Origin of the sequence: Chryseobacterium sp. Chry.R1 (assembly GCF_039645525.1) — a bacterium.
Taxonomy (GTDB): domain Bacteria; phylum Bacteroidota; class Bacteroidia; order Flavobacteriales; family Weeksellaceae; genus Chryseobacterium; species Chryseobacterium proteolyticum.
On record NZ_CP151793.1, the window covers coordinates 100,879 to 118,514 of the forward strand.

Consider the following 17,636-nt stretch of genomic DNA (forward strand, 5'->3'; position numbering starts at 1 on the left):
AAAATTATATGGCATCATTCAAAAGCAATATTACAATATACAGGTTTTATGTAAACCTGTTTTTTATTTTACTTCTGAGCATTTCCCCTGTCGCTTTTTCCCAGAATCAGCTTCAGCCTAAAGCCCCAAAAAGCAGTCTTTTAAAAGAAAGGACCATTTCATCAGAAGATATTTTCTATAAAACCAATAAGGAAGGTTCAATAGCTTTGGATATGTACAGCCCAAAAACAACCTCTGCGGAAAAACATCCTGTGCTTATTTATGTCCATGGAGGGGGATGGGTCGGCGGTGATAAGATCATTCATGCAGATTCCTATATAGAAAACCTTATTCTCAAGCTGGTAGAAAAGGAATATACTGTAATCAGCATCAACTATACTTTAGTGAATAAAGATATACATTTTCCAAATCCTATCCAGGATACTAAGGATGCTATACGATGGGTCAGAAAGAACGCAGATAAATATCACTTTGATACCAACAATATAGGACTTTTCGGGGCGTCTGCCGGGGCGCATCTTTCATTGCTGGCTGCCTATACGCAAGATAATGAATTCGTCGGAGCACCTGAACTCTCATCTTATTCTGCAAAAGTAAATTATGTAGTCAATAATTTCGGGCCTACTGATCTTAATAAACTTTTACATACCCGTGTGGGAAATGTAGGTGCCTTTTTTATTAGCCTTTTTTCAAAGAAAATTGTTGATCTAAGGGGAAAACTGATCTTAGGAATTTCAGGATACGACATCAAAAAAGACAAGAAGAAAGTCATCAAATACTTTGAAACGCTTTCACCGGTAACTTATGCTGATCATGCAATCCCAACCCTAACTCTACAAGGAAATAAGGATAAGATTGTACCTCTCAAGCAATCGATACTACTGGAACGAAAACTTGAAGAAAATGAAGTACAAAATAAACTGACTATCGTAGAAGATGGTATACACGGCTTCGGAACCACCGATAAAAACTACCTTAATCAGCTTGTTGATGAAATGGTAGATTTTATTGTTTCTCAGAGAAAGACTAAGTCCAGCAATCATTAATGTTGAAATGAAATATACTTCTAAACTAGCAATAAATTATAGTTAACTCAAACGGAAAAACAATATAAAATATTAATTATCAGGATATTAAATAAGTAATTATTTTCAATTTTTGTTAATTTGCTAGATTAGTATACATATTCTTATTTTTTATTTACAAAATAATTAACTTGGCCATTGTTTAAATTATTCAAAATAAATTAAACAAAAAATTTAATTATTTACTCATAAAAAATCAAGACGATATGGATTTCCTAAATAACATCAACGCCTTAACTTTAGTTTTCACATCGCTCCTTATTTTCGCCATAGCATACCGCATCTATGGAATTTTTCTCGCCAATAAGGTATTACGTCTTAATAACAAAAATACGACTCCTGCATTGGAGTTTGCGGATGGTAAAGACTATGTTGCAACTAATAAGAATGTTCTTTTCGGACATCACTTTGCTGCAATTGCAGCTGCAGGACCATTGGTTGGGCCTGTTCTTGCCGCACAATTCGGATACCTTCCCGGAGCATTGTGGATTCTGATAGGCTGTGTATTAGGAGGTGGTGTTCATGATATGGTCGTTTTGTTCGCATCCGTAAGGCATAAAGGCCAGAGTCTGGCAACCATTGCTTCTAAAGAAATTGGAAAAACAACCGGAACAGTAGCCGGATTTGCCATTTTATTCATTCTCATTCTTACACTGGCAGGACTATCGTTGGCGTGTATCAATGCTATGCACGAAGCCTCATGGTCATTATTTACCGTAGTGATTACAATGCCTATTGCCATCATTATGGGTCTGATTATGCGCTATCGCAAAAATAGTGTCACTTTTGCCAGTATCCTAGGAGGAGTCCTTCTTATTGCGGGTATTATCGGAGGGCATAACCTGATGCAGAATGAAACCATGCATAATTTGTTCTCCTGGGATATCACCACCATTTCTATAGCTATTCCTTTGTATGGTTTTTTGGCATCCGTTCTACCGGTATGGCTGCTGCTCGTCCCAAGGGATTATTTGTCGACATACCTGAAAATCGGAACTATCATCATGCTTGCTATCGGAGTAATTGTGATCCATCCCACGATACAGATGCCTGCCCTTACACAGTTTGTAAACGGTGGCGGACCCGTGATCGGAGGACCTGTCCTTCCATTCATTTTCATTGTTATCGCATGTGGTGCTATTTCGGGTTTTCACGCTGTTATAGCAACCGGAACAACGCCTAAAATGCTAAATAAAGAAAGGGAAATTCTTTTTGTAGGATATGGAGCAATGCTTGTTGAGGGATTTGTTGCCCTAATGGCATTGATCGCAGCATGTACATTAATGCCCGGAGATTATTTTGCCATAAACACTCCGAAAGACTCTTATGATGCATTTCTGGCTGCTCATCCTTCTTTACACGGAGTTGATATTGATTATTTTTCACAGAAAATCGGGATCGATCTTCATGGCAGAACCGGAGGTGCTGTATCTCTGGCTGTGGGAATGGCTCATATATTCAATAAGATCCCCTATATGGATCAGTTAATGGCTTATTGGTATAATTTTGCAATCATGTTTGAAGCTGTTTTTATTCTTACGGCTATTGACGCAGGAACAAGAGTAGGACGTTTCTTTTTGCAGGAAATGCTGGGTTCTGTAATTCCGAAATTCAATGACAAAAACTGGACCCCGGGGATTATTATCAGTAGTCTGATCTTCACTTTTGCATGGGGATACCTTGTATTTACAGGAAACGTCAGTAGTATCTGGCCATTATTCGGGATCAGCAACCAGCTGCTTGCTGCCTGTGGACTGATCGTCTGTACAACAATGCTCATACGGTTAAACAGAGGCAAATATGCCTTGTGTGCAGCTATACCGGGTGTGTTCATGGCAGGGATCACATTCTGGGCAGGTTATATCCAGGTTACCTCCATTTATATTCCCAAAGGGCAATACTTACTGGCAACACTTGCTGTGGTTGCAATGGTCTTAATGCTTATCGTATTTGTAGGAGCCTTCAGAAAGTGGTATGAGCTTATCAAAATTAATAAATCGGAAATGGATTACTACGGAGAAAGCGTAAAGGAGCTGGTAGAGAGATAAAAGGTTTGGGTTACTAATTAATGATAAGGCCATATCTGATATTTTTCTTACATTTGTTATGCTTTAGGGGTATTCTGAGAAGAATTGAGAGAGTCCCTTTGAACCTGATACGGCTTACACCGACGTAGGGAAAAGCAAAAAGACATTCTTTACAATGTACTTTTGTTTTGGATTTTTTCCTGAAGCTATTTATTTAATCAATAATAATGGATAAAAATCTTTGGGAACAAGTACAGCTCGTAAAACAGCAATCCCCCCTTGTACACAATATCACCAATTACGTGGTGATGAATAATACAGCTAATGCCCTTTTGGCTGTGGGAGCTTCTCCGATCATGGCGCATGCAAAATCTGAAATTCATGAAATGGTCAGTATTGCACATTCAGTCGTTATTAATATAGGTACGCTGGATGAATATTGGGCAGAGTCAATGATAATAGCCGCAAAGGCTGCCCATTCATTAAAAAAACCGTGGATTTTGGACCCGGTAGGTGCCGGTGCAACGGGTTTCCGTGATGAGATTTTACACCAGCTTTTACCGTACCGGCCGACTGTAATCAGAGGCAACGCATCAGAAATTATTGCTTTGGCTAAAGCAAACACAATCGTTACAAAAGGAGTTGACAGCACAGCAAAAAGTGACGAAGCGATCAATGCCGCCCAATATCTCGTCAATCAACACGATACGATTGTCTGTATCTCCGGAGCTACAGATATCATTCTTGACCGACAGCAGACCTCCTTTATCCGTAACGGGCATCATTTAATGACCAAAGTTACCGGATTAGGCTGCTCGGCAACTGCCCTTATTGGTGCTTTTGCAGGAGTTACCGAAAAGTATTTTGAAGCAACTGCGGCTGCAATGGCATTAATGGGTATCGCAGGTGAACTGGCTGTTTTGGAAAGTAAAGGTCCTGGAAGCCTTCAGGTTAACCTTCTCGATAAATTATATACTATTACCGAAGAGGAGTTTCTCAGTCATCTCAAGTATGAAAGATAATGAATCGACATCCTTTTCCTTACCAGCTTTACATTGTTATTTCTGAGGCAGATTGTCCCGGAAGAGACTTTTTAAAGGTTGCAGAGCAAGCTATTCTAGGCGGCGTTGATATCATACAACTAAGAGAGAAAAACAGCTCTCCCGATGAATTCCTCCAAAAAGCCAGACAACTGATAGCAATTACAGAAAAACATCATATTCCACTGATTATTAATGACAACGTAGAAGTGGCCACAAAAGTAAACGCGGCAGGCATCCATGTGGGTAATACCGATGCAAGCCCCGTCTATTTGAGGGAGCAGCCACTCATTCACAATAAAATGATTGGTTACTCCATTGAATATCTCGATCAGCTTGAAAATGATCAGACTGCAGCATCAGACTATCTGGGCATCAGCCCGGTCTTCCGCACGACTACCAAATCAGATACAGTTACTGAATGGGGATTGGAAGGAATAGTAAAAATAAGGCAACTCACCTCAAAGCCCCTTGTTGCTATTGGCAGTGTCAACTTAACCAACGCCAAGGCTATTATGGACGCGGGAGCCGACTGTATTGCCGTGGTTTCTGCAATATGCGGTGCTAATGATCCTCAAAAAGCAGCTTATGAACTCAAAAATGAAATTGTAAAATGAAAAAATTTAAATATTCATCCGTATTAACGATAGCAGGATTCGACGGAAGCGGAGGGGCTGGCATCCAGGCTGATATTAAAACCGCCTCTGCCCTGGGATGCTTTTCAACATCGGTGTTAACTGCTTTACCGGTCCAGAATACCCAGGGAGTAAGAAAGATATATCCAATTCCTGTAGAAGCAGTAGCTGATCAGATCGAAGCTATTTTAGATGACATTTTTCCTGATGCAATCAAAATCGGAATGGTCCATACTTCCCAGCTTGTGGAAACCATCGTTTCAACACTCGGTAAATATAAAAAGATTCCTATTGTATTCGATCCGGTAATGGTCGCGACAAGTGGACATCGTTTAATCGAAGAAGAGACTATTACCGCTATTACAGAAAAACTTTTCCCTATTGCAGATGTGATTACCCCTAATATGGATGAAGCAGCAATTTTAGCCAGCATGGAGGTGAAAACGCTTGAAGACCTTTATGCAGCAGGAAAACTGATCAAAAGTCTGGGCTGCAAAAGCATTCTTTTAAAAGGCGGACATCAGGATACCTCAACGATTACCTCATTATTCTACGATGAAAATAATCAATACCATACCTTTGAAACCATCAAATTGGCAACCCACAATACCCATGGTTCAGGCTGTACCCTTTCTTCGGCTATAGCCGCATATCTGGCTCAGGGAAAAACCTTATTTGATTCTGTTTCTCTTGGACAACAATATGTTTATAAAGCCATAGAAAATGGAAAAGATGTAGAAACCGGTTTAGGAAACGGCCCGCTTAATCACTTTTTTAACCCTCAAAAACTGATCAAAAATGAAATGGTCTGAAAAAACCTGGCAAGCTATTGAAGACAAATACATGTCTATTTTGCAAATGGATTTTATCAAAGAGCTTTCAGCCGGAACTTTGCCGCTTGAAAATTTTAAATTTTACATGGCTCAGGACTCTCTATATCTTGAACATTTTGGACGAACGCTTTCGCTAATTGCTGCTAAGATCCCGGATCTTCAGGATGTTCTTTCTTTTATGAGGTTTGCCGAAAATGCGATCGTGGTCGAAAATGCTTTACATGAATTTTATTTTAAGGATTTTGGTGTTACCGATAAAGGTGTTTTACAGCCTGCATGTCATCACTATATCCATTTCCTGAGGAGTACTGCTGCTCTGGAATGTGTTGAAGTTGCAGTTGCTGCAGTGTTGCCGTGCTTCTGGATCTATAGGGAAGTAGGAAACTTTATCTTTAAGTATCAGAACAATATTAATAATCCTTATCAAAAGTGGATCGATACTTATGGCGGAGAGGAATTTTCTGCTGCTGTAGATCATGCCATTGCTATTTGTGATAAGATCGCAGAAAAAGCTACAGATGATACAAGATATAAAATGACAGAAGCTTTTATCATGTCAACCCAAATGGAGTACCATTTTTGGGAAGCGGCCTATGAATTAAAAATATGGAAATAAAACCTGCAAAAGCTGTTATTTTTGATATGGACGGCGTTCTTATCGACAGTGAAAAATTCTGGAAACAAGCGGAGTCCGAAGTATTCAGCTCATTGGGTGTAAAGATTACTGATGAATTCACACAGTTTACTCAGTCGATGACTACTGCTGAGGTTACCGAATTCTGGTATAAAAAATACCCTTGGGATAACATTGCATTGGACACTGTGGAACAACAAGTCATCTCAAGGGTCATTGAACTGATCGCAACAGAAGATTGTACTATTGCGGGTATAAAAAAGTTTATAGAAGATCTTAAATCAAAGCAATACAAAATAGGCCTAGCCACCAATTCTCCTTACAGGATCATTCAAACCGTTCTTGATAAAGCAGAGATTGCCCATTTATTCGATCATATTACCTCAGCTGAGTTTGAAGAACATGGTAAGCCTCATCCTGCCGTATATTTTACTTCAGCAAAAAACCTGAAAGTTGACCCTCAACATTGTTTTGTAATAGAGGACAGTCAGTCCGGTATTCTTGCTGCCAAAAATGCAGGAATGACTGTCATTGCTTTTACCAATCAAAATTCAGAAATTTATTTTGATCTCGCAGATCACAGAATAATCAGTTTTGAAGATCCTTTGCCTGCATTGTTCAGCTAGTTTTTATTTTTTACTTAAAAAGTAAAATTAAGTCTCGTAAAAACATACCTTCCGTTCTGTCCGAATTGAGACGTGGAACGAGAGTAGATAAACTGGTCGTTATTGGTTGATACCGGAAGATTTTTGCTTGGATAAATATCAAAAACGTTATTCACTCCCAGCGTTAAGCCTACATTTTTAGTAAACTGATACGCTACAGAAAGATCAGTAATCACCTTATCTGCTATTTTCTGATGTTCATCAAATGCAATAACCCCATCTCCATTAGCATCTAAAACATCAGCACCGGTTACCTTTCCGAAATACGTATTTCTTAAATAGAAACTGGCATTTTTCCATGAAATACTGTGGGATAAACTTGCCTTTACTCTTGGAACCGCTTCTTCAAGATAGACTCTTGATTTTTCAGAGAAATAGGTATTTTCAAGATTAGCAGATTCCAACAAACCCGATGAATGCACGTCTCCTACTTTTTTGGTCTGATTTAGATTAACTGCAAAACTATTATCCAGCTTCACTTCTGAAAATCTTACATTGTGAGCGATTACAATATCCAGCCCTTTCGTTTCCGTATCAATTGCATTGGCAAAAAATTGTCCCGCATTTACTCCCGCAGCATCAAATGCCTCCTTTGCCGGCTGAGGAACTGCTGATCTGGTAAACTGGTCGGTAAGGATAATCCTATTTTTAATTTTAGTAAAATAACCATCTGCCGTAAATGTTACATTAACTGATGGAATTTTATACGTAAATCCTATACTTGCTGATTGGGAAGTTTCCTGTTTCAATTTTGGAATTCCCAATAGTCCTGCTATTTTAGAGTCGTTGCTGAAAGTTCCTACTTCTAAAAGCTGATTATTGGTAAATAAAGTAGAAGTTACATTATAATAGATCTGATGGATAGATGGCGCTCTAAATCCTGTAGATCCAGCAAATCTTAAATTAAAGTTCTTATCAAGTTTAATTCTCGAAGCTATCTTATAATTAAAAGTAGATCCGAAATCCGAATAGTTTTCATATCTCGCAGCAGCATCTACCAGCAACCAATCTGTAAAATTGAATTCAAAATCTGCATATCCCGCAACAGATTGTCTGTTTTTATTTACAGCATTTTCAGGTCTGAAACCGCTAAATACCTGTGATCCTCCCGGAAGTGAATTTCCAAAGAAATCGGTAGGTCTGGAAGTGGTCCCGTTCCATACATTACCATTGATATCATAAGTTGCATAAGAAGCTTCTTCTCCTGCTGTTATTTTAAAATTTTCATATCGGTGCTCAGCCCCAAATGCTATGTTGATTCCCTGCCACACATCATATTTCTTTGAAAAATCAAGATTGATCGTATTTTGAGAAAACCTTAGTCCTCCGGCACTAAATTCATTGGGGGAAGCAAATCTTAAAGAAGTATTACCTGTATTCTGGATAGTATAATCAAAGGAGTTTTGTCCGTAAGTATTACTGAAGTCAATATTCCAGCCATCCCAGTTTCCTTTTATACCTGCTGAAAGAGACAAGTCCTGGATATCTGTTCCGATCTGCGGCAGATAACCATCCTGATATATTCCTGTAAAGGTTCTGCTTTGATTAGGTCTTCTGAAAAATCCTCCCGAAGTACCATGCCTGAAGCTATAACCTCCAAAAGTATAGACTTTCCAGTTATCATCAATCGGAACCTCTATATTTGCAAAAAGCTGGTGGTTATTCAGTTTTGACTGGCCTACCTGCATATTGAAATCTTTTCTTTCAAGACCTCTGTAGCTCAACTCCTGATTGGTTACATCAGCTCCTAACAATCCCTGTAGCGCACCAATTGTATTGGCTCCCTGAATTTGGTTTTGAAAATCCTGGGAGAAATAATTAACATTCTGTGCATATTGATGAATATAATTTACGATCTGCTGAGCATTGGGAGTAGTACCGATATTTGTAAATAATGAAGAAAGATTCACGCCATCATTTAATGCTCTTTTCTCAATAGCATTGTAAGCATTGTAAATTGTCCCGCTTTCGGTTCCTGCTCTATAGGTTGGATTTCTAAACTGTGAAGTCCAGGTAATATTGAAAAAACCTCCCTTTTTTCCTATTTTATCACCATAATTCAGATCTACCTGAAAGTTTTGTCCGTCAAAATTTCCTGTATGATCATTGGCTGCCGGCGTGAGGTTTCCTCCGTAAGTAAACTGACCTGTCAGTCTTCCGGTATCTCTTTTAAGCCCTAAATTAATAACCCCTGCAATGGCATCTGATCCGTATTGTGCCGCAGCACCATCCCGCAACACTTCAATCCGGTTGATCGCGAAAGAAGGAATAGCATTCAAATCCGTACCTACAGTTCCTCTTCCCGGAGTTCCGTTCACATTAACCAATGCCGAAGTATGCCTTCTTTTACCATTGACCAAAACCAGGACCTGATCGGGACCCAGGCCTCTGAGCTGTGCAGGGTCCAAATGATCCGTACCATCAGCGTTGGTCTGGATCGTAGAGGTAAATGAGGGTGCTATAGCGTTAAGGATCTGAGAAATATTGGTCTGAGGAAGAACCAGCGAAGATTCTTTTATATTAAATACATCCACAGGAACCGGGCTGTCAACTTTAGATCTTGCTCCGCTTCGGGATCCCAGAATAACAACCTCTTCCACATTAGCGGTTTTCACTGTATCCTTCTCCTGTCCATAAACATAAGTTGTCCCCAGAAAAAATAAAACAGAAGCTGAAAAAATTGTCTTTCTATTTTTCATACATTTTATGTTAAGTTTTTTTTAACTTTTTTTGAGGAGCAAATGTATGTCATATTTATAAGTCTACAAAATAAGTAGACTTATAATTTATAAAAAGTTCTGATAGCTTACGTCTATGTTTTTTAAATTTTAGTTAGTTTAGCGTATTTCAGAATAAGATTCTTCTCTCCTTCATGCATGAAAACCACTTTAGCCTTGATATTCTGAGGGTCTGTTCCATCCAGAAAAGTAACTTCCCCGACACCAAAACGATCATGTCTCACCTTATCCCCCACTTCAATATCCTGAGAAGAGGCTCCGCTTGGGTTAATGATTTTGGCCGTACTTACGGGTTTCAGTTTACGAGGTTCAGCAATTGGTTTTGAATTCTCATTCTTTTCAATGGTTTTCTTCTCTACCTTTTTAAAACTACGTATTTCTGAAGGATGTTCATCAAAAATATTGGATTTAAGCCCGCTTTGATTAATAAAACGTTTTTCCATTGCAGGATTGATGAATTCCAGATACTCTTCATCAATTTCACTTAAGAATCTTGATGGTTCTGCATCTGTAATTTTTCCCCATTGGAATCTGGAGATGGCATAAGAGAAAAATGCCTGCTTCTCGGCTCTTGTCAAGGCTACGTAAAACAAACGTCTTTCTTCTTCCAGATCTTCCCTTGTTGCTGAACTCATAAAACTAGGGAAAAGATTTTCTTCCATTCCTACAAGATGCACAACAGGAAACTCAAGTCCTTTGGAAAGGTGAATGGTCATCAGGGAAACCATATCATCTTCTTCATCTTTTGCTTGCGTATCTGCTGAAAGGGCAATATTTTCAAGGAAATTGGATAAACTAGGATCTCCGTCCTCCAGCTGCATCTGCTCTTCTATAAAACCCTGCATAGAGTTCATGAGTTCCTGTACGTTTTCTACCCTTGAAATCCCTTCGGGAGTTCCGTCATCTTTCAGAAATTTGATCAGACCGCTTCGTTTTGCAACTTCCATGGCAACACTGTAAGCTGTTTCTGTTTTCAGCAATACCTGAAAAGCCTTGATCATTGACCAGAAATCATTCAGTTTGTTGAGAACACCATTATTGAATCCTAACTGTTGAGAATACATCGGAAGATTATCCAGGACCTTTGCTACAGACACGTTATGGGCATCAGCAAAAACGACCAGTTTATTCTGCGTTGTTTCTCCGATCCCTCTCGTAGGATAATTGATTATCCTTGTCAATGCTTCCGAATCATTTTCATTGATAAGAAGACGCAGGTAAGCAATAAGGTCCTTTACCTCTTTCCTTTGATAGAAAGATAAACCTCCATATACTTTATAAGGGATATTCTTACGTCTCAGAGCATCTTCAAAAGCCCTGGTCTGAGAGTTCGTCCTGTATAAAATGGCAAAATCACTAAATTTTCGCTGGTCCCTGTTATGAAGCTCCCATATATTTCCAGCCACAAAGTTGGCTTCATCCGCATCCGAAAGCGAACGGTAGATTTTTATTTTATCTCCTTCTTCATTCTCACTGAATACATTCTTTTTGAACTGCTGAAGGTTTTTTGCAATCACCACATTAGCGGCATTCACGATATTTTGTGTTGAACGGTAGTTTTGTTCCAAAGAAACCGTCACCGCATCAGGATAATCTTTCTTAAAATTTAAAATGTTATAAATATTGGCTCCCCGGAATGAATAGATCGATTGAGCATCATCTCCCACTACACATATATTTTCAAACTTTGAAGCCAGTGCCTTTACAATCAGGTACTGAGAGTGATTCGTATCCTGGTACTCATCTACCAGAATATAACGGAATCTGTCCTGATATTTGGCTAAAACCTCAGGAAACCGGGTAAGCAGTTCATTGGTTTTTAACAATAAATCATCAAAGTCCATCGCCCCGTTTTTAAAACAGGCTTCTACATATTTCTGATAAATCTGACCGATAAACTTCATATTCGCTTTTTCATCAGCCTCCATCAATTCAGGGTTGTTGAAATAGGCTTTTACCGTGATCAGGTTATTCTTATAGTTTGAAATTCTTGCCTGGACTTTTTTAGGTTTATACAGATCCGCATCTATATTCATGTCTTTCAGCACTTTCCGGATTACATTCAACGCATCCTGCTGATCATAAATTGTAAAATTCGATGGAAATCCCAGATAATGAGCTTCACTTCTCAAAATTCTTGCAAATACCGAGTGAAAAGTTCCCATCCACAAACTTCTTGCATTACCGGGGCCTACTACCTTTGCAATACGCTCCTTCATTTCACGTGCTGCTTTATTGGTAAAGGTAAGGGCTAAAATATTGAAAGGATCGACACCGTTTGTAATCAGATGGGCGATACGCATGGTAAGTACACGCGTTTTCCCCGAACCTGCTCCTGCAAGTACCATTAAAGGTCCCTGTAAAGTAGTAACGGCTTCGTATTGTGATTCATTGAGTCCTTTCAAATAGTCCATGCTGCAAAAAATTTTGGGAATACAAAAATAATGTATTAAAAGGAGAATTCAAATTTTTGAAATGCAGGTATGATATATTTAACAAAACCAATAATTCAGTTAAAAATTTCACATAATAATTGTAACAATTAAAGTATTTTTAGGACTTATTGACAAACAATTTCTACTTTATGAAAAAACGACTTCTTTCTGTTGCTGCTGTAGCTTTCTTTGGAGTGATGCTGAATGCACAACAAATCAAATTCGAAGAGTATGATTTACCAAACGGTTTACACGTGATTCTTCATCAGGACAATACAGCACCGGTAGTTACAACAGGAGTAATGTACCACGTAGGTGCCAAGGATGAAGTAAAAGGAAGAACCGGTTTCGCTCACTTCTTTGAACATCTTTTATTTGAAGGAACACCTAATATCAAAAGAGGTGACTGGTTTAAAATAGTTTCTTCCAACGGAGGACAGAACAATGCCAATACAACCAATGACAGAACATATTACTATGAAACTTTCCCTTCCAACAACGAACAACTGGGACTTTGGATGGAAGCTGAAAGAATGCGTCACGCAGTTATCAACCAGGTTGGAGTAGATACTCAGAGAGAGGTTGTAAAGGAGGAAAAAAGATTGAGAATGGACAACCAGCCTTACGGGAATCTTTTTACCACCATCCAAAAAAATCTTTTCACCAATCACCCGTACAACTGGCCAACCATCGGATCAATGGAGGACCTGAATTCTGCTAAACTTGAAGAATTCCAGGCATTTTATAAAAAATATTATGTACCTAACAATGCCACTTTGGTCGTAGCAGGAGATATTAAGCCTGAACAGACTAAAAAATGGATTGAAGAATATTACGGAGGAATTCCAAAAGGAACAATCTATCCTAAAGATTTCCCGAAAGATGCTCCTATCACTCAGGAGAAGGAAGTTACTGCCACAGATCCTAACATCCAGCTTCCGGCCTATGTTTTTGCCTACAGAACACCTGCCAATAAAGAGAAAGATGCCTATGTTCTGGATATGCTTTCAACCTATTTAAGCAACGGAAAATCATCTGTTTTGTATAAAAAATTAGTAGATCAGGACAAAAAAGCACTTCAGGTAGCGGCTTTCAACCAGGGACTTGAAGACTACAGTATATTTGCATTTTTCGCAATCCCAATGGGACAGACTACAAAGCAAACTTTACAGTCTGACATTGATGCTGAGATCAAAAAATTACAAACAACTTTAATCTCTCAGGAAGATTATCAGAAAATTCAGAATCAGTTTGAAAACCAGTTTGTAAATCAGAATTCAAGTATTCAGGGAATTGCTGCTTCATTAGCAACAAACCACGTATTGATGGGGAACACCAATTTAATCAACAAAGAAATTGACATTTACAGATCCATCACAAGAGAAGATCTTCAAAATGCTGCTAAAAAGTACCTGAATCCTAATCAAAGAATAATCATTAATTACGTACCTGAAAAAAAATAATCCAGATCAGTTGGGTTAAAAAGTGATTATAACAAACAATTATTTACAAATGAAAAAGCAATTAACATATATAGCCGTAGCATTTTTATTTACCGGAATGCTTTCAGCACAAAAAATAGATCTTAATGCAATGCCAAAGCCAGGTCCTACTCCAGCGATAAACATTGCCAAGCCAAAAACTTTCCAGTTAAGCAATGGCCTTACGGTGATGGTTGTAGAAAACAACAAATTACCACGAGTAAGCGCCAATCTATCTATGGACAGACCTCCTTACCATGAAGGAAATGTGACCGGTGTAAGCGAAATCATGGCAGAACAGTTCGAAAACGGAACAACCAATATCGGCAAAGATGAATTTAATAAAAAGGTAGATTTTCTGGGAGCTAACCTTAACTTTTCATCTTCCGGAGCTTTCGCAAGTTCTCTTTCAAAATATTTCCCTGAGGTATTGGGATTAATGGCTGATGCTATTATTAATCCAAAATTTTCTGCTGAAGAAATCCAGAATTCTAAGGAAAGAGCTATTGAAAGTTTAAAATCTGATGATAAAAACGCTTCTTCTATAGCAGCAAGGGTTTCCAATGCTTTACAGTATGGAAAAAACACATCCAGAGGAGAGTTTGAGACCGTTGAGTCCATCAATAAAATCCAGCTGGCCGATGTTCAGAATATCTACAAAAAATATTACGCTCCGGACAATGCTTATTTAGTTATCGTTGGAGATGTTAAATATGATCAGGTAAAACCTTTGATCGAAAAAGCATTCAGCGGATGGAAAAAATCCAATACTGCTTTTACCGCATTAGAACCTGCTTCAAATGTTGCAAAAACAGAGATCAATGTTGTTGATGTTCCTTCAGCTGTACAATCGGTTGTTTCCGTAGGCAACCTGAATACACTGAAAATGAAAGATCCCAACTACTTCCCTGCAACAATTGCCAATTACATCCTTGGAGGAGGTGGTGAAGCTAGACTTTTCATGAATCTTCGTGAAAAAAACGGATTTACTTACGGAGCTTATTCAAGCATGTCTGCCAGCAAATATTCTCCTAATTTCTCAGCACAGGCAAGTGTAAGAAACGAGGTCACAGACAAAGCCGTTAAAGAATTCATGAATGAACTGAATGCTATTTCTACCGTAAAACCGGAAGAGCTTGAAAATGCTAAAGCAAAGCTGAAAGGAAACTTCATCATGTCTTTGGAAAAACCTGAAACCATTGCAAGATTTGCATTAAATCAAAAAGTACAGGATCTTCCTTCAGATTTCTATACCAATTATCTGAAATCTATTGACAAAGTAACCGCTGCAGACGTTACAAGTGCGGTTAAAGCGACAATACTTCCTAATCAAAGCAGAATTTTCATCGCAGGTAAAGCTTCTGATATTTCTGAAGGTCTGGAAAAATTAGGGTACCCGGTAAAATATTTTGATAAGGAAGCTAATCCTGTAGCAAAACCGGCTGCACAAAAAGTGGATGCCGGTGTTACGATCGGATCTGTAGCGGATAAATACATTAATGCAATTGGAGGTCTTGCTGCTGTCCAGAAGATCAATTCTATTTCCAGTGAAGCCACTACAAAAGTACAGGGCATGGAAATGAACATGAAAATGATTCAGGCCAAAGAAGGCAAAATGGCTATGAACATCAGCATGATGGGAAATACCGTACAAAAAATTGTATTCGACGGAAAAGATGGCTACATGGAAGTTCAAGGGAAAAAGGTTCCTCTAAGCGACAAGCAGAAAGCCGAAATGTCTGATGAGAAAGAACTATTCCCGGAAATTAATTTCGCAAAATCTACTGAATATAAATTAGCAGGAATTGAAAAATATAACAACGAAGATTCCTACGTAGTGAAAGGCGCAAAAGACACATATTATTATAGCGTAAAAACCGGCCTGAAAACAGGAGAGGTAAAAAGTGGAGAGCAGGGTTCTACCCCTACAAGCTATGCTGATTATAAAGATGTATCCGGCGTAAAATTACCACATACCATTATTCAGAATATGGGCGGAATGGATATAAACCTGGCTGTAAAATCTTATCAGATCAATCAGGCCAAGGATTCTGATTTTAAATAAGAATAATCTCTTTTAAAGAAAAAACAGCAACAATTGTTGCTGTTTTTTCTTTTTACTAAAATCTTATTTTGCTGTTCGGTAAAAAAAGATTAAATTTGCCCATTCAAAAAGATATCAAATTAATGGATTCTATATTTATACTATTGATGGTTCTTGTTATGATTGCTAGTGTTTTACTGGTAATTATCGTTATGGCTCAAAATCCTAAAGGAGGAGGCCTTTCCAGTACCTTCGGAGGTGCATCATCTGCGCAATTCGGAGTACAAAGAACCAACGACTTTATGGAAAAAGCAACATGGACCTTGGGAGCAACAATCATTGTTCTTATCCTTATCAGTGTTGTGATCACAGGAAAGCCATCACAAACGGCTCCGGTTCAGCAACCTGTTAAAAAAGAAGCTCCTGCAAAACAATCTGCTCCGGCTTCTCAAACAACAGCACCAACTCAGGCTCCTGTTACTCCTGCTAAATAAGCAAATACTATTTTTACATATTAAAAAAGCAACTCAATTGAGTTGCTTTTTATTTTAATTTGATCTTTTCTATTTTGTGCCGGAGCCTTAAGCCTGCTTTTAAAAATGAATACTGCAAAGGCTTCGATTCCTTGTAATATTTACTGATAAAAATCTGCATAGCCCCATAAAAGCGCTCGAGATAAAGCTCATCTTTTACCGTACTTTCTCCTTTATAGTGTAATATTGAAGCTTTACCATAATAGTAATTCGTAAAGCCATTCCTAAGTAAGGTATAACATAAATCGATATCTTCACCATACATGAAATAAGCTTCATCCAGGCCGCCTACTCTTTCATAAACCTCTCTCTTAACAAGAAAAAATGCACCGGTGATCACTTCCACTTTATCAATTGCATTTTCATCAATGTCATTCCGATAATAGGATTTTGAATTGTTATTCTTAAAATTCACAAATAACTTCTCGAAGGAGTTGAACATATCCGGAACAGAACGTTTGCTTTCCGGTAAAAATGCACCTTTCGAATCATGCATTCTCACTCCCAGACACCCAAAGTCAGGCTGAGCATCTGCAAAATCTAAAATCTCATCCATATAACAGCCTTCAAGTTCGGTGTCAGGATTGAGGATCAGGACATAATCTCCCACTGCCCTTTTTATAGCTGTATTATTGGCTTTTGAAAAACCATCATTACTTTCGGAAGCGATAAAATGAAAACCCGGAAATTCTTCTATCAGATTTCGCCATGAGGTGTCTGTAGAAGCATTGTCAATAATAATGACTTCATAGGGAACTTCTTTTACATATTTTTTAATGGATAAAAGGCAATTCCGAAGTAACTGGGTAACGTTATAATTAACAATTATTATTGAGAGCCTGGTATTCATTTTTAATCCTTTTCGTTATAAGGAAGCCTGTTGATAATGGACCTGCCCAAAGAAATCTCATCCGCATACTCAAGTTCATCCCCTACTGAAATCCCTCTGGCAATGCTTGAAAAACTTACATTGAAATTTTTAAATTTCTTATAAATATAATACGCTGTGGTGTCCCCTTCCATGGTTGCGCTCAAAGCAAAAATAAACTCTTTGACCAGCCCTGTATTCAATTTCCTTTCAATGCTTGGAATATTAAGCTGATTCGGACCGATCCCCTCCATAGGAGAAATCTTACCTCCCAGGATCAGATATTTCCCTGTGTATTTTCCTGTATTTTCAATAGCAATAACATCACGTACATCCTCTACTATACAAATCACCTCATCACTTCTTTTGGAACTGCTGCAGATTTCGCAAACATCAAAATCCGAAAAATTATGACATTCCTTACAGTATTTTATATCATTAACTAAACTGATAAGAGAATTGCCGAGACCAACGGCCCTGGAATTGGGCTGTTTTAATAAATGAAGCGCCAGACGCAAAGCTGTTTTCCTGCCAATTCCGGGAAGTCCTGAAATCTCATCCACAGCTTTTGCCAAAACTTTACTTGGGTAATCCATAATTACTTACAAAAATAATATA

The 17,636-nt window shown here is 38.3% G+C and carries 14 protein-coding genes and 1 riboswitch; of the genes, 10 read left to right on the plus strand and 4 right to left on the minus strand.

All coding sequences use genetic code 11. From position 1 onward, the window contains the following. The first annotated feature begins 8 nt into the window (after positions 1–8). The 7 genes from AAEU33_RS00530 to hxpB all read left to right on the plus strand — a co-directional run bounded on the left by AAEU33_RS00530 (position 9) and on the right by hxpB (position 6,880). Entirely contained in the window at positions 9–1,046 is a 1,038-nt protein-coding gene (locus AAEU33_RS00530; RefSeq protein ID WP_172284001.1) for an alpha/beta hydrolase, read from the plus strand. Between the two features lie 245 nt (positions 1,047–1,291). Further along, complete coding sequence (locus AAEU33_RS00535) at positions 1,292–3,133, plus strand: carbon starvation protein A (protein WP_345990436.1); 1,842 nt, start codon at positions 1,292–1,294, stop codon at positions 3,131–3,133. Positions 3,134–3,188: 55 nt separating this feature from the next. Continuing rightward, positions 3,189–3,281: riboswitch (TPP riboswitch) on the plus strand. A gap of 58 nt (positions 3,282–3,339) precedes the next feature. Continuing rightward, the gene (gene thiM, locus AAEU33_RS00540; RefSeq protein ID WP_345990438.1) at positions 3,340–4,134 is read left to right on the plus strand and encodes a hydroxyethylthiazole kinase; all 795 of its coding nucleotides are present in this window, start codon (positions 3,340–3,342) and stop codon (positions 4,132–4,134) included. After that, a complete protein-coding gene (thiE, locus tag AAEU33_RS00545; RefSeq protein WP_345990440.1) occupies positions 4,134–4,769 on the plus strand; it encodes a thiamine phosphate synthase in 636 nt (211 codons plus the stop codon). Before thiM ends, thiE begins: the two co-directional genes overlap by 1 nt. Beyond that, entirely contained in the window at positions 4,766–5,599 is an 834-nt protein-coding gene (thiD, locus tag AAEU33_RS00550; protein ID WP_345990442.1) for a bifunctional hydroxymethylpyrimidine kinase/phosphomethylpyrimidine kinase, read from the plus strand. The genes thiE and thiD overlap by 4 nt, the downstream gene beginning before the upstream one ends. After that, the gene (gene tenA, locus AAEU33_RS00555; protein WP_345990445.1) at positions 5,586–6,236 is read left to right on the plus strand and encodes a thiaminase II; all 651 of its coding nucleotides are present in this window, start codon (positions 5,586–5,588) and stop codon (positions 6,234–6,236) included. The genes thiD and tenA overlap by 14 nt, the downstream gene beginning before the upstream one ends. After that, a complete protein-coding gene (gene hxpB / locus AAEU33_RS00560) occupies positions 6,227–6,880 on the plus strand; it encodes a hexitol phosphatase HxpB (protein ID WP_345990447.1) in 654 nt (217 codons plus the stop codon). Before tenA ends, hxpB begins: the two co-directional genes overlap by 10 nt. 14 nt (positions 6,881–6,894) lie before the next feature. On the opposite strand, the gene AAEU33_RS00565 is transcribed toward hxpB, so the two are convergent. Together AAEU33_RS00565 and AAEU33_RS00570 are read right to left on the minus strand one after the other, a co-directional pair. Then, positions 6,895–9,618, minus strand: a complete 2,724-nt coding sequence (locus AAEU33_RS00565) for a TonB-dependent receptor (protein WP_345990449.1) — start codon at positions 9,616–9,618, stop codon at positions 6,895–6,897. 122 nt (positions 9,619–9,740) lie between these two features. Next, positions 9,741–12,071 carry a UvrD-helicase domain-containing protein gene (locus AAEU33_RS00570; protein ID WP_172283985.1) on the minus strand — a complete coding sequence of 777 codons (2,331 nt, stop codon included), beginning with the start codon at positions 12,069–12,071 and terminating at the stop codon, positions 9,741–9,743. Between the two features lie 170 nt (positions 12,072–12,241). Between AAEU33_RS00570 and AAEU33_RS00575 the strand changes: the two genes are divergently transcribed. From AAEU33_RS00575 to secG, 3 genes are all read left to right on the plus strand, one after another. Next, complete coding sequence (locus tag AAEU33_RS00575) at positions 12,242–13,555, plus strand: pitrilysin family protein (protein WP_172283983.1); 1,314 nt, start codon at positions 12,242–12,244, stop codon at positions 13,553–13,555. A 49-nt stretch (positions 13,556–13,604) separates the two neighbouring features. Next, positions 13,605–15,638 (plus strand): pitrilysin family protein, encoded by a 2,034-nt coding sequence (locus tag AAEU33_RS00580; protein WP_345990451.1) that lies wholly within the window; start codon positions 13,605–13,607, stop codon positions 15,636–15,638. A 122-nt stretch (positions 15,639–15,760) separates the two neighbouring features. Further along, positions 15,761–16,111, plus strand: a complete 351-nt coding sequence (gene secG / locus AAEU33_RS00585) for a preprotein translocase subunit SecG (protein ID WP_345990453.1) — start codon at positions 15,761–15,763, stop codon at positions 16,109–16,111. A 49-nt stretch (positions 16,112–16,160) separates the two neighbouring features. On the opposite strand, the gene AAEU33_RS00590 is transcribed toward secG, so the two are convergent. Continuing rightward, positions 16,161–17,000, minus strand: a complete 840-nt coding sequence (locus AAEU33_RS00590) for a glycosyltransferase family 2 protein (RefSeq protein WP_345990455.1) — start codon at positions 16,998–17,000, stop codon at positions 16,161–16,163. A gap of 2 nt (positions 17,001–17,002) precedes the next feature. Next, positions 17,003–17,614, minus strand: coding sequence for a recombination mediator RecR (gene recR / locus AAEU33_RS00595; RefSeq protein ID WP_172283975.1), 612 nt, complete (start codon positions 17,612–17,614; stop codon positions 17,003–17,005). Positions 17,615–17,636: the final 22 nt, after the last annotated feature.

Coding starts and splice junctions, on each gene's coding strand:
- tenA (WP_345990445.1), top strand. CDS start 5,586: ATGAAATGGTCTGAAAAAACCTGGCAAGCTATTGAAGACAAATACATG.
- AAEU33_RS00535 (WP_345990436.1), top strand. CDS start 1,292: ATGGATTTCCTAAATAACATCAACGCCTTAACTTTAGTTTTCACATCG.
- thiD (WP_345990442.1), top strand. CDS start 4,766: ATGAAAAAATTTAAATATTCATCCGTATTAACGATAGCAGGATTCGAC.
- AAEU33_RS00590 (WP_345990455.1), bottom strand. CDS start 17,000: ATGAATACCAGGCTCTCAATAATAATTGTTAATTATAACGTTACCCAG.
- recR (WP_172283975.1), bottom strand. CDS start 17,614: ATGGATTACCCAAGTAAAGTTTTGGCAAAAGCTGTGGATGAGATTTCA.
- thiE (WP_345990440.1), top strand. CDS start 4,134: ATGAATCGACATCCTTTTCCTTACCAGCTTTACATTGTTATTTCTGAG.
- secG (WP_345990453.1), top strand. CDS start 15,761: ATGGATTCTATATTTATACTATTGATGGTTCTTGTTATGATTGCTAGT.
- AAEU33_RS00565 (WP_345990449.1), bottom strand. CDS start 9,618: ATGAAAAATAGAAAGACAATTTTTTCAGCTTCTGTTTTATTTTTTCTG.
- AAEU33_RS00570 (WP_172283985.1), bottom strand. CDS start 12,071: ATGGACTATTTGAAAGGACTCAATGAATCACAATACGAAGCCGTTACT.
- hxpB (WP_345990447.1), top strand. CDS start 6,227: ATGGAAATAAAACCTGCAAAAGCTGTTATTTTTGATATGGACGGCGTT.
- AAEU33_RS00580 (WP_345990451.1), top strand. CDS start 13,605: ATGAAAAAGCAATTAACATATATAGCCGTAGCATTTTTATTTACCGGA.
- thiM (WP_345990438.1), top strand. CDS start 3,340: ATGGATAAAAATCTTTGGGAACAAGTACAGCTCGTAAAACAGCAATCC.
- AAEU33_RS00530 (WP_172284001.1), top strand. CDS start 9: ATGGCATCATTCAAAAGCAATATTACAATATACAGGTTTTATGTAAAC.
- AAEU33_RS00575 (WP_172283983.1), top strand. CDS start 12,242: ATGAAAAAACGACTTCTTTCTGTTGCTGCTGTAGCTTTCTTTGGAGTG.